Source organism: Curtobacterium sp. MEB011, from assembly GCF_030209655.1.
GTDB lineage: Bacteria > Actinomycetota > Actinomycetes > Actinomycetales > Microbacteriaceae > Curtobacterium > Curtobacterium poinsettiae.
In genome coordinates, this window is record NZ_JARVRN010000001.1 from 1 (window position 1) to 11580 (window position 11580).

11 protein-coding genes are annotated in these 11580 nt (G+C 71.2%); 4 read left to right on the plus strand and 7 right to left on the minus strand.

Annotation, left to right across the window (positions count from 1 at the left end; genetic code table 11):
• Positions 1-313: 313 nt before the first annotated feature.
• A complete protein-coding gene (locus QRN30_RS00005; protein WP_017886505.1) occupies positions 314-916 on the minus strand; it encodes a DnaJ family domain-containing protein in 603 nt (200 codons plus the stop codon).
• A 46-nt stretch (positions 917-962) separates the two neighbouring features.
• Positions 963-2783: a glycoside hydrolase family 15 protein gene (locus QRN30_RS00010; RefSeq protein WP_042538339.1), complete on the minus strand. Its 1821-nt coding sequence runs from the start codon at positions 2781-2783 to the stop codon at positions 963-965.
• Positions 2784-3253: 470 nt separating this feature from the next.
• On the opposite strand from QRN30_RS00010, the gene QRN30_RS00015 reads away from it, so the two are divergent.
• The 4 genes from QRN30_RS00015 to QRN30_RS00030 all read left to right on the plus strand — a co-directional run bounded on the left by QRN30_RS00015 (position 3254) and on the right by QRN30_RS00030 (position 7450).
• Positions 3254-4420, plus strand: a complete 1167-nt coding sequence (locus QRN30_RS00015; protein WP_284759955.1) for an RtcB family protein — start codon at positions 3254-3256, stop codon at positions 4418-4420.
• A 127-nt stretch (positions 4421-4547) separates the two neighbouring features.
• Entirely contained in the window at positions 4548-5381 is an 834-nt protein-coding gene (locus tag QRN30_RS00020) for a DUF1206 domain-containing protein (RefSeq protein WP_159555949.1), read from the plus strand.
• A gap of 52 nt (positions 5382-5433) precedes the next feature.
• The gene (locus QRN30_RS00025) at positions 5434-6309 is read left to right on the plus strand and encodes an SMP-30/gluconolactonase/LRE family protein (RefSeq protein ID WP_284759956.1); all 876 of its coding nucleotides are present in this window, start codon (positions 5434-5436) and stop codon (positions 6307-6309) included.
• A 70-nt stretch (positions 6310-6379) separates the two neighbouring features.
• Positions 6380-7450 carry an alpha/beta fold hydrolase gene (locus QRN30_RS00030; RefSeq protein WP_284759957.1) on the plus strand — a complete coding sequence of 357 codons (1071 nt, stop codon included), beginning with the start codon at positions 6380-6382 and terminating at the stop codon, positions 7448-7450.
• A 138-nt stretch (positions 7451-7588) separates the two neighbouring features.
• Here QRN30_RS00030 and QRN30_RS00035 read toward each other — a convergent pair whose 3' ends face one another.
• The 5 genes from QRN30_RS00035 to QRN30_RS00055 all read right to left on the minus strand — a co-directional run bounded on the left by QRN30_RS00035 (position 7589) and on the right by QRN30_RS00055 (position 11495).
• Entirely contained in the window at positions 7589-8782 is a 1194-nt protein-coding gene (locus QRN30_RS00035; protein WP_214533059.1) for an NAD(P)/FAD-dependent oxidoreductase, read from the minus strand.
• A 31-nt stretch (positions 8783-8813) separates the two neighbouring features.
• Complete coding sequence (locus tag QRN30_RS00040) at positions 8814-9614, minus strand: SDR family NAD(P)-dependent oxidoreductase (protein WP_017886496.1); 801 nt, start codon at positions 9612-9614, stop codon at positions 8814-8816.
• 8 nt (positions 9615-9622) lie between these two features.
• On the minus strand, positions 9623-10129 hold the full coding sequence (locus QRN30_RS00045; protein ID WP_017886495.1) for a Dps family protein: 507 nt from the start codon (positions 10127-10129) through the stop codon (positions 9623-9625).
• 122 nt (positions 10130-10251) lie between these two features.
• Positions 10252-10764 carry a MarR family winged helix-turn-helix transcriptional regulator gene (locus QRN30_RS00050; protein ID WP_017886494.1) on the minus strand — a complete coding sequence of 171 codons (513 nt, stop codon included), beginning with the start codon at positions 10762-10764 and terminating at the stop codon, positions 10252-10254.
• A 164-nt stretch (positions 10765-10928) separates the two neighbouring features.
• Positions 10929-11495 carry an NADPH-dependent FMN reductase gene (locus QRN30_RS00055; protein WP_017886493.1) on the minus strand — a complete coding sequence of 189 codons (567 nt, stop codon included), beginning with the start codon at positions 11493-11495 and terminating at the stop codon, positions 10929-10931.
• Positions 11496-11580 lie beyond the last annotated feature (85 nt).

Sequence of the window (11580 nt, forward strand, 5' to 3'; positions counted from 1 at the left end):
TGCTGAACAAGACCTTCGGCACCGACGCCGTCAAGCGCGGCCTCCTCGTCGGCACCGCCACCATCACCGCACAGATCAAGTAACACCCCCGCACCACGATCGGCCCGGACCACGCAGCAGCGCGGTCCGGGCCGATTCGCGTTGCGCGAACCGCACCGCGCCGCGGGCCCGCGCCTGGCAGAACCAGTCGTACCCGGCGGCCGTCGTCGCCCTCGCCACGGGCTGGGCGACACCTCACGCGCTCACGCTCGCGAGAACTGTCGCTCAGCGCGAAAGCCCGGCGACGGCCCGCGCCGCCGCGCCACGGCACCGCTCAGCGGCGGCGCCACCACCGCCGCGGCTTCGCGTCGGCCAGCGCCTGCTCCGCAGCCCGAGCGGCCGCCGCCATGCGCAGCTCGCGGCGCTCCCGCCAGGCGAGCACCTCGGCTTCGACGTCGCGCATCGGCGTGACCACCGGCGGCCCGCCGAGCAGCTGTCGCCGGGCCTCCTTCACCCGTGCGTTGAAGTCCACCAGGACGTCGCGCACATCGGTCTCGAGCGACAGGGCGTCGAGGGCGTCGTCGAGTTCGGCGTCCTCCGTCCGGAGCGCCAGGGCCGGTGGCGCGATGCCCCGGATGTCCTCGCGCTCGATCTTCGACTTGATCCACCAGTCGGGATCGTGTTGGCCGTCGATCCCGGGCAGCGGTTTGCCGTGGTAGGGGTTGCCCTCGAAGACTCCTCGGCGTTCGGCTTCGGCGATCTGCGCCCGCGCGTGGGCCGCGACGTCGGCGGCCTTGAGCAGCCGGCGTTCCTCGCGCTCCGACCGCACCTCGTCGGGGTCGAGTGACCCCCGCTCGATCTCCTGGTCGACGAGCTGCTGGTACCGGTAGCGCGCGGCCCGGCGGAGGCGGTCCATGCGTGCATCGACGTCGTTCATCGTCAGACCATGATGCCCCGCGCCCCCGACGGTTCGTCCAGCCCCGTCAGGACTTCTCTGAGACTTCTTCGATGGTCAGCGCCGCCTGGATGAGCGCCAGGTGCGACAGGCCCTGCGGGATGTTCCCCATGAAGTCCCCGTCGACGGCACTGAGCATCTCGCTGAACAGACCGACGTCGTTCGCCTGCGCCACCATGTCGTCCATCAGGTGCTTCGCGTCGTCGACGCGTCCGACGCAGGCCATCGCCGCAGCGAGCCAGAACGAGCACGCCACGAAGGGCGATTCCTCGTCCTGGATGCCGGAGTACCGGTACACGAGCGGGCCGTGCTGCAGCTGTTCCTCGATGGCCCGGATCGTGGACTCCATGCGGGGCCCGCGGTCGAACGCCGACATCGCGTGCAGCAGGATCGAGCAGTCGAGTGCATCGCTACCCGGGTACATGACGTAGTGGCCGAGCTCCTCGTTCCACCCGTTCTCGGCGACCCAGTCCTCGATGAGCTCGCGGTTCTCGATCCACTTGTCACGGGGGCCGTCGATCATCCCCGCGTCGTGCAGCTCGACCGCGGCGTCGAGCGCCTGCCAGCAGCCGATCTTGCTCGTCGTGTAGTGCTGCGTCTCCTGCAGCTCCCACATGCCCGAGTCTGCTTCCGGCCACCTGTGGCAGGCGTCGTCGGCCAGCCCCTGCAGCACCGACGCGGTCTTGCGGTCGAGCACGTTGCCGGCGCGGACGTACTGGCGCATGATCTCGAACACGTCGCCCCAGACGCCGAGCTGCAGCTGATCGCCCGCCCGGTTGCCGATCGTGACCGGCCCGATGCCGTTCCAGCCGGGGACGTCGCGTTCCTCGACCGAGTCGCTCTTGGACCCGTCGAGTGCGTAGAAGATCGGCATCGTCTCGTCGTGCTCGGCGATCGTGCGCATCACCCACGAGACGGCCGCGTGGGTCTCCTCGCGCAGCCCGAAGCGGGTGAGTGCGTGCACCGTGTACGCCAGGTCGCGCACCCAGGCGAACCGGTAGTCCCAGTTCTTCCCGCCGGTGCGGTCCTCGGGCAGGCTCGTCGTCGGTGCCGCGGCGATCGCACCGGTGGGGGAGAAGATCAGGAGCTTCAGGGCGAGGGCGCTGCGCTGGACGGCATCCGACCACGGCCCGTCGTAGCTGAACTCCTTCGACCAGGTCGCCCAGTTCTCGATCGTGCGGTCGACCCCCTCGAGCGTGCGCTCCGGCTCGGGCAGGAAGATCGGTTCGTCGTACGTGCCGACGATCGTCAGGATCGACTTCGAGCCCTCGGTCGTCGAGAACCGGCCGGAGAACCGGGGTCCGTCGTCGTGGACGGGTTCGAAGCCCTGCTCGACGATCGCGATGGTGACGCCGTCGATCCCGATGACGGTGCCGTTCGCGGTGTCGAGGCGTCGGGGTTCCGCGGTGTTCAGGATCGTGCCGGGCACGACGGCCCACTCCATCTCGACGGAGCCCTGGACCCCCTGGACGCAGCGGCCGATCTCGGCCCACGGCAGACGTCCGGCGACACCGGTGACCATGGCGTCGGTCACGGTGGCGGTGCCGGACGGGGTGGTCCACGTCGTCACGAGCACGTTCGTCCCCGGCAGGTAGGCCCGGGACACCTCCGCCTGGTCGTCGACGGGTCGCAGGGCGACGTGTCCGCCGTGCTCGGCGTCGACGATGCTCGCGAACACCGGCGGCGAGTCCATCGACGGGATCGGCAGCCAGTCGATCCGGCCGTCGAGCGCGATGAGGGCGACGGTCCGCCCGTCACCGATCGCGCCGTAGGAGCGGAGCGGCACGTACCCGTTCGTCCGTTCCTCGTTCTCGGTCGCGTCGGGGGTGTCTCGCGTGCGCTCGGTCATGCGTCCAGCCTGCCCCGGCCCCGGCGGCGACCATCAGGCGGACGTACCCCTCGTGGAGAACGCGCGACGCGCCTCCCGCCTGTGGAGAACCGCCGGAGCACCACCGGCGCGCAGCCGACACGCCCACATGACTTGCGCACCCCGGGCGTGTCGCACTACCGTCGTCCTCCTGCCGATCAGGCAGACCGCCCGCCCCGGGCACACCGGAAGGACCGCGCATGCGCGCCGTGCAGCACAACGAGGAACGCGTCGAGCTCCAGCTCGCCGCGGCCGCCGTGCTGCCCGAGCAGCAGTGGTCCCTCCGCTATCCCGCGTAGGCACGCGACGTCAACGACGCCTCGTGCCCACCCGGCCCGGGGCGTTCGTCAGCACCGCTTCCTTCCGTCCGCCACGTCCGGCGACGACCAGGAGGCCGGGCGTGCGACCGTCTCGGACCGTCACCTCGACCGTCACGAAAGCGAGACGACACCATGAAGAAGATCAACGACCGATTGCTCAGCTGGGCCTCGATGCTCGAGGACAACACCGAGCAGCAGGCCCGCACGACCGCGCGCATGCCGTTCGTGTTCCCGCACCTGGCCCTCATGCCCGACGCACACCTGGGCCTCGGGGCCACCGTCGGGTCCGTCATCCCGACCCTCGGCGCGATCATGCCGGCGGCCGTCGGCGTGGACATCGGCTGCGGCATGATCGCGGTCCGCACGCAGTTCACCGCGAGCGACCTGCCGGCCGACCTGCAGGGTCTGCGCGAGCAGATCGAGCGCGCGATCCCGCTGTCGGCCGGTGCGTCGAACCGGAAGATCGTGGCGACCGCCGCACCCCGGATCGCGGAGCTCGAGGCGATGGCCGAGACCGCCGGGTTCGACCCCGACGGCGTGCACGGCGGCTGGCGCAACCAGCTCGGCACGCTCGGCTCCGGCAACCACTTCATCGAGGTCTCCCTCGACGAGCAGGACCGGGTCTGGCTCTTCCTGCACTCCGGGTCGCGGGGTGTCGGCAACAAGATCGCGCAGCGCCACATCAGGGTCGCCAAGAAGGCCATGGAGCGCTGGTGGATCCAGCTGGCGGACCCGGACCTGGCCTACCTGGTCGAGGGCACGCCGGAGTTCGACCGGTACATCGCCGAGCTGCGGTGGGCCCAGCACTTCGCCCTGCTCAACCGCGAGGAGATGATGGACCGCGTCGTCCGGCAGCTGTCCGAGGCCGTCGGCACGCCCGTCGACGAGCGCGAGCGGATCAACTGCCACCACAACTTCACGCAGCGTGAGACGCACTGGGGCAAGTCCGTGTGGGTCTCGCGCAAGGGTGCGATCCAGGCGAAGGCCGGTCAGCCGGGTCTGATCCCCGGGTCGATGGGCACGGCGTCGTACGTGGTCGAGGGGCTCGGCAACAAGCCGTCGCTCGAGTCGTCCCCGCACGGCGCCGGGCGGCTGTTCTCGCGGAGCGCTGCCCGGCGGACCTTCACCCACGAGCAGCTGCGCGAGGCGATGGTCGGCATCGAGTACCGCGACACCGACGCGTTCCTCGACGAGATCCCGGCCGCCTACAAGCCGATCGACCAGGTGATGACGGACGCCGAGGACCTCGTGGCGATCCGGCACACCCTGCGCCAGGTCGTCAACGTGAAGGGCGACTGAGACGCGCCCACCCAAGGACGGGAGGCCCGTGGCGGCCCCGCCACGGGCCTCCCGTCCGCCACGTGGCGGACCGCACGGCCCGGCGCGCCCCGGACAGGACGACGCGGGTCGGGCACGCTTGGCCGTGATGAGCGACACGGCGGAGCACGCAGCGAAGGAGACCGGACGACAGGTCCGGCGAGCGGCCGACAGCCGTTGGTTCGAGGTCACGGCACGCGCCGGGTTCGTCGGCAGTGGCATCGTCCACCTGCTGATCGGGTACCTGGCGATCCTGCTCGGCATCGGGAACGCGTCCTCGGGCGGTGAGACCGACCAGTCCGGTGCGCTGCAGCAGATCGCCGCCGTGCCCGGTGGGGTGTTCCTGCTCTGGCTGATCGCCGTCGGCACCGCCGCACTCACCGTGCGTCTGGTCGTCGAGGCGATCGTCGGCGGACGGTCCGACACCACCCGCGGCTGGCTCGCCCGGCTGAAGGACGTCGCGAAGGCCGTGGTCTACGGCGTGATCGCGTACTCGTCGGCCTCGTACGCGCTCGGCGCCGGGTCGAGCTCGAGCAGCTCGTCGCAGAGCGCCGCGGCGAAGACCCTCGCGACGCCGGGCGGGGTGTTCGTGCTGGTGCTGGCCGGGGCGGTCGCGGTCGCGGTCGGCATCGGCCTCGTGGTGATCGGCTGCCGTCGGTCGTTCCGGAAGCAGATCACGCGACCGTCGGGCCAACTCGACCGCGTGGTCACCGTCCTCGGCGTCGTCGGGTACGTCGGCAAGGGCATCGCCGTGGTGATCGTGGGCGTGCTCATCGCCGTCGCGGGGCTGCAGAGCGACCCCGACCAGGCCACCGGCCTCGACGCCGCGTTCGACGCCGTCCGGAGCATGCCCGGCGGGGTGTTCGTCCTCGTCGCGATCGGCATCGGGTTCCTGGCGTTCGGCGTCTACAGCTTCTTCCGCGCGCGCTTCGCCCGCCTCTGACCCGCTTCCGCGCCTGAGCGGGCGCGGACCCGCCCAGCGGTAGACGGGGTCGATGAGCACGAACGTCACCACCGGCCCCGCGACCGTCTTCGTCGACGCCCGAGCGGTCCTCGCCGAGAGCATCGTCTGGGACCCGTCCGCGCAGCTCCTCCGGTGGACCGACATCACCCTCGGCACCCTCAACACCGCTGGCGCCGACGGCACCGTCCGGTCGAGCGTGCCGCTGCCGCCCCCGCTGGCGAGCTTCCAGCCCCGCGCCTCCGGCGGGTTCGTCGCGGCCCTCGGCGACGCCGTCGTCGTGACGGACGAGCAGGGGGCCGTGGAGCGTGAGATCGCCCGCGTCACGCACAGCACCTCGGGCAACCGGTTCAACGAGGGCAAGTGCGACCCGTTCGGCCGGTTCCTGGTCGGCAGCATGAACGTGACCACCGGCGAACCCGACGCCGCGCTCTACTCGGTCGAGGCCGACGGCACCGTCCGGCTGCTCCGCGGCGGCTTCGGCGTGACGAACGGCATGGAGTGGTCGGAGGACGGCAGCACCATGTACGTCACCGACACCAGCGCCTCGACGGTCTTCCGGGGGTCGTACGGCCCGGACGGCGAGCTCGGCGAACTCGAGCCGTTCATCGTCGGCCACGCGCACGACGGCCTGGTCCGTGACGACGAGGGCTGCTTCTGGAGCGCGATCTACGGCGGTTCCCGCGTCGAGCGCTACGGTCCCGACGGCTCGCACCTGGAGACGGTGGAGCTCCCCGTCGCCAACCCGACGTCGGTGGCGTTCGGCGGCCCGGACATGTCGACGATGTTCGTCGGCACGGCCCGCGAGAACCTCACCGAGCAGGGCCTGGAGCAGGCGCCGCCCTCCGGCGCCGTCTTCGCGGTGCCGACCACGGTGCACGGCTTCCCCGCGAACACCTTCAGCGGCTGACCACGTCGTCGCCGCCCGAGCGGACGGCGGCCGGGTATCCTGGGCGACCGCCCGACCGGAGGAGACCCACGTGGACGACGAACGCCAGGCACCCCGTCCGGACCCGGCCGGGGAACTCGCCCAGGCCGAGGACGCCGACGTCACGGTGCAGGTCGACCGGGTCGCACTCGACGGCACCTACGTCCGGGTGAGTTCGATCGGTGAGCCGGGCGAGCGGGCGTTCGTGCTCGTCGCGGGTCTCGGCATCGCGTCGACCTACTACGAGCGGCTCGCGCCGCACCTCAACGAGAACGGACCGGTGCACGCGCTCGACCTGCCGGGCTTCGCGGGCGTCCCGCGGTTCCGTGGGACGGTCTCGATCGAGCGGTACGCCGACGCGGTCGAGCGGGTCATCGACGACCTCGGGCTCGAGGACCCGGTGCTCATCGGGCACTCGATGGGCACCCAGGTCGTCACCGAGGTCGCCGCTCGCCGTCCCGAGCTCTCCGACCTCGTGCTCATCAGCCCCGTGGTCGACTCGTCGGCGCGCACGGTGCGGCAGTCGGCGTTCCGGTTCCTGCGGTCGACGCTGCACGAGCCGGCCGCGGTCCGCTGGCACGGCATCACGGCGTACGCGCTGTGCGGCTGGCACTGGTTCCGCAAGGTCCTGCCGCGCATGATCGCGTTCCCGATCGAGGAGCGCGCCGCGCACGTGCATGCCCGCACCCTGATCGTCCGCGGCGAGCACGACGCGATGGTGCCGCGCGACTGGGTCCGCCGGCTGGCGCGCGTGTTCCCGTACGCGGTCCTGCGCGAGGTCGTCGACGGTGCGCACTCGGTCATGCACGCCCAGGCCGACGCGGTCGCGCGGCTCGCGGTGGCGCACGTCGACCACCGGATCCCCGACCGCGGCGTGTCCTCGCTGCAGCGGGTGCGAGACGACTCGACGGCGTCGGACCTGGCCCGGCTCAGCCCGGGAGACGCCTGGTTGCTGGTCAAGTCGCGGTTCATCGAGCTCTTCGGGATGGCCCGGAACGACGACGAGACGCTCGAAGCCGCCAAGTCCGCGCACGCCGTCGCGATGGCGGACGGCGACGACCTGCCGGTCGACCCGGCGGACCGCCGGGCGGTCGTCGACGAGGTCGCGCCGGAGTCGAAGTAGCCAGCACCGTCGAAGCAGCGAGCCCCGTCGAGGCGGCGGGCGCCGCGGTGTGCGGGCGACCGCCTGGAGGCCCGGTGCCGGTCCGACGGACCGGCACCGGGCCTCCAGGGCGTCGCGACCACCGCGACGGGCGAGCGATCAGGCCGTGATGCGGCCCGGCAGCATGTCGGGCGTCAGCGAGTTCGCCTCGGCGAGCACCTTGCGGGCCTCGTCGGTCTTGTCCCACACGTTCCAGAGCAGCACACCCCGGACCGTGTCGTCGTCGTCCAGGTAGTAGACGACGCCGGTCACGGTGGGGTCCTGCCAGTCCTCGACCGTGCGGAGCTTCGCGCTGACCTGCCCCACGGCCTCGTACCCCATGTCGAAGACGTCGGAGTAGAACATCGGCGTGTGGTCGTAGGTCTCGTCGGCGTCGGCCAGGTTGCGGCCGGCCTGTCGACCCTGCTGCTGGGCGTTGTCGACGTGTTCCACCCGGCGTGTGCCGAGGATCCGGTCCGGGTACTCGGCGACGTCCCCGGCGGCGAACACGGAGTCGTCGTCGGTGAGCAGCGTCGAGGACACCACGATGCCGTCGCGGACGGTGAGTCCGGCGTCGGCGGCGAGCTGCGTCGCGGGCTCGATGCCGAGCCCGGCGACGACCGCGTCGGCCTCGACCACGGAACCGTCGTCGAGCGTCAGTCGCACACCGTCGGCCGTCTCGGTGCCCTCGGACACCCGACGACCGGTGCGGAGCTCGACGCCGTGGTCGACGAAGCGCTGCTGGAACGCCCGTGCCAGGTCGTCGGGGAACATCCGTCCGCCGACGATCTCGTCCGGGTCGACCAGCGTGACGCGTGCGCCGTTCTGCACGATGCCCGCGGTGATCTCCTGGCCGATGTAGCCGCCACCGACGACGGCGACGTGCGCTCCGGCGTCGGCGAGCTCGCGCAGGCGGCGGTAGTCCGACGCGCTGCGGTAGTCGAGCACGCGTGCCGACGGGGACAGCCCCGGCAGCCCGCGGGGCTTCCCACCGGTCGCGAGCAGGAGCCGCTCGTAGCCGTGGGTCGCACCGTCGGCCGTCGTGACGGTCTTCGCAGCACGGTCGATCGCCGTAACGGCGGTGCCCAGGACGAACTGCGCCCCGGTCTCCTCGGTGTGCAGGTCGACCTTGTCGTCCCAGCTGAAGTCCGGGTCGGTCCAGAGCTTCTTCGAGAGCGCGGGCCGGGCGTAGGGGCGGTCGACGTCCTCGCTGAGGATCCCGATCGACCCGTCGGTGTCGAGCTCGCGGATGCCGCGGGCGGCCGCGTCGGCGACCATCCCGCCGCCGACGATGAGGTAGCGGAAGTCGGTCATGACGCCTCCTGGTTGTGCTGTGGTGCCACGATCAGATCGTCGCGACCGAGCCGGAGTCGACCCGGTAGTTGGCGCCGTTCACGAAGCTGGCCAGGTCGGAGCACAGGAAGGCCACGACGTTGGCGACCTCTTCCGGCTCACCGCGCCGCTTGAGCTCCATGTACGGCCGCTCCTCGTCGAGGAAGCTGCCGATGGCCTCGTCGAACGATGTGCCGCGCTGCTTGGCCCGCTTGTCCATCATCGCGTCGGTCATCGGCGTGTGGATGAACGCGGGCGAGACCGTGTTCACCAGCAGGCCCTCGGAGGCGTAGGAGCGCGAGAGCCCCTTGGCGAACGAGAGCACCCCGGCCTTGGCAGCGCAGTAGGGCAGTTCGTCGTCGTACGGTTGCGAGGCGTCCTCGGACACCAGGTAGACGATGCGTCCCCAGCCGCCTTGTCGCAGGTCGCCGATGAACTCGCGGGTGATCCGCACCGGGCCCATCAGGTCGATGTCGATCGTCTCCGCCCAGCCGGCCTCGTCGATCTCGTGGAACATGCCCTGGGCGCCGGTGACGCCCGAGGACTGCACCAGGATGTCGATCTCGCCGACGGCGTCACGCACCTTGTCGTGCAGGGCGGCGAGGCTCTCGGCGCTCCGGACGTCGGCCGCGAACGCGTGCAGCTTGCCGAGGGGAGCCTCGAGCTGGTCCGCACTGGTGTCGAGACGGCTCTGGTCGATGTCGGTGACGACCACGGTCGCACCCTCTGCCAGCAGGATGCGCGCCGTGTTCCAGCCGATGCCGGAGTCGCCGCCGAAGACGAGTGCGGTCTTGCCCTGGATACCGAGGTCCACCCGGGCCCCTACGCGTGCGCCGACGCGTCGGCGACGGCGGGCGTGGTGGCGGACGCCAGCGGGGTGCTGGGCGCGCGGTTCTCGGCGGAGACCATCCAGGCGAGCTGCTCGAGGCGCTCGATGAAGCCGTGGAGCAGGTCCGCGGTCGTCGGGTCTTCCTCGTCGACCTCGTCGTGGACGTCGCGCATGGTGCCGGTCGCCTGGTACAGCCGGAGCGTGACCTGGTCGATGGCGTCGTGCGTGGTGATCTCGCCCGAGGGGAACGCGTCGAGGTGGCTGCCCGCGGAGACGGTCGCCGAGCGGCCGTCCGGCACGAGGTACAGCGCGCGCATGCGCTCGGCGGTGTCGTCGGCGAACTCGCGAGCGGCGTCGACGATCTCGTCGAGCTGCAGGTGGAGGTCGCGGAAGTTGGTGCCCAGGATGTTCCAGTGGGCCTGCTTGCCCTGCAGGTGCAGGTCGATGAGGTCCACGAGGACCGCCTGGAGGTTCTTGGCCATCTTGTCCGAAGCGTGCATGGTTGTGGCTCCTTTCGCGTCGGTGTGACCGTTCCGGTCTACGCGGTGCCGCAGTGCACGTTCTCAGTGCGCTCGGAGGCAGCGTCCCCCGACGACAGTCGGAGGCCTCGGCGCGACGGTGCTCAGTGCGACGGCGCGGGGTCGACCTGGTCGACCGCCTGGCGCATCTGCTCCAGGAAACCGGCGACGACCCGGGCCTCGGACGCGGGGAGTCCCTCGGCGATCGACATCATCCGGCGGTGCATCACGCCGAGCGTGGCGCGGACCTCGTCGTCGGTCTCGGTCGTCGGCGTGATGACGAGGGCCCGGCGGTCGGTGGGGTGCGGATCGCGGCGCACGTGGTTCGACTTCACCAGGCGGTCGATCAGGATCGTCGTCGACGCGGACGAGATCTTGAGGTACGCCGCGAGGTCCTTGGGGCTCACGGACGTGCCGGAGCGCTGCGCCTGCAGCAGGAACCGCACGGCGAGCAGGTCGGTCTCACCCATGCCCATCGAGTCACGGGTCCGGCGGCGCATGGCGGTCTCGGCGGACCGGTACCGGCGCAGGGCGTTCAGCACGGCGACCCCGCGCTGGGTCGCGTCGTCGTCCGGGAACCAGTACCCGGACGCCTCGGTGATCTCCTGCGTGGACATGGCGTTCAGGGTAACCCGTCTCGTTTCTCAGCTGTCGAGCGAACTCCCGGGTTCCGCGGCGCCCGATGCGTCTGCAACGTCATCGACGTCCGGTGCGTGCCCACCGGACGGACAGGAGGCCCGTGGCGATCCCGCCACGGGCCTCCTGTCCGACCGTCGTCGCGTTACGCGGCTGCGGACTCGTCCGTGCCGGCCGCGGCCTCGGCGAGCGCGGTGAGCGCGCCCTGCACGAGCGTCGTGACCTCGGCGTCCTCGCGCGGGTGGGTCTCGGCGAAACGGACGACCGACTGCGGGATGGCGACCTTGACGTCCTCCAGGACCTTCGCGCCGGCGATGCCGGCGACCTTGCGGGCGTCGTCGTGGGCCCAGACGCCGCCGTACTGGCCGAACGCCGAACCGATGGCGGCGAGCGGCTTGCCTGACAGCGGCGAGGCGCCGAACGGACGCGATGCCCAGTCGAGGGCGTTCTTCAGCACGGCGGGGATGGTGCCGTTGTACTCGGGGGTGACGAGCAGGACGGCGTCCGAGGCGGCGATCGCGTCGCGGAAGGCGACTGCCGGGGCGGGCGGGGTGTCACCGTCGATGTCCTCGTTGTAGAACGGCAGGTCGACGATGCCGTCGAAGGTGTGCAGCTCGATGCCCTCCGGCGCGTGGTGCGCGGCGGCCTCGGCGAGCTTGCGGTTGATGGAGTCGGCGCGCAGGCTGCCGACGAGGACGAGGACGTTCGTCATGGAGCTCCTTCTGTTGCGGGATGCTGTTGCTGGACGGAAAGGTGTCAGCAACAACCAATGCGATCGTAGGGGGCGCTATTCCCGG

What these genes read in the sequence shown, in the direction of transcription:
- QRN30_RS00005 (WP_017886505.1), bottom strand. Translation starts at nt 916, where the DNA reads ATGAACGACGTCGATGCACGCATGGACCGCCTCCGCCGGGCCGCGCGC.
- QRN30_RS00010 (WP_042538339.1), bottom strand. Translation starts at nt 2,783, where the DNA reads ATGACCGAGCGCACGCGAGACACCCCCGACGCGACCGAGAACGAGGAA.
- QRN30_RS00015 (WP_284759955.1), top strand. Translation starts at nt 3,254, where the DNA reads ATGAAGAAGATCAACGACCGATTGCTCAGCTGGGCCTCGATGCTCGAG.
- QRN30_RS00020 (WP_159555949.1), top strand. Translation starts at nt 4,548, where the DNA reads ATGAGCGACACGGCGGAGCACGCAGCGAAGGAGACCGGACGACAGGTC.
- QRN30_RS00025 (WP_284759956.1), top strand. Translation starts at nt 5,434, where the DNA reads ATGAGCACGAACGTCACCACCGGCCCCGCGACCGTCTTCGTCGACGCC.
- QRN30_RS00035 (WP_214533059.1), bottom strand. Translation starts at nt 8,782, where the DNA reads ATGACCGACTTCCGCTACCTCATCGTCGGCGGCGGGATGGTCGCCGAC.
- QRN30_RS00045 (WP_017886495.1), bottom strand. Translation starts at nt 10,129, where the DNA reads ATGCACGCTTCGGACAAGATGGCCAAGAACCTCCAGGCGGTCCTCGTG.
- QRN30_RS00050 (WP_017886494.1), bottom strand. Translation starts at nt 10,764, where the DNA reads ATGTCCACGCAGGAGATCACCGAGGCGTCCGGGTACTGGTTCCCGGAC.
- QRN30_RS00055 (WP_017886493.1), bottom strand. Translation starts at nt 11,495, where the DNA reads ATGACGAACGTCCTCGTCCTCGTCGGCAGCCTGCGCGCCGACTCCATC.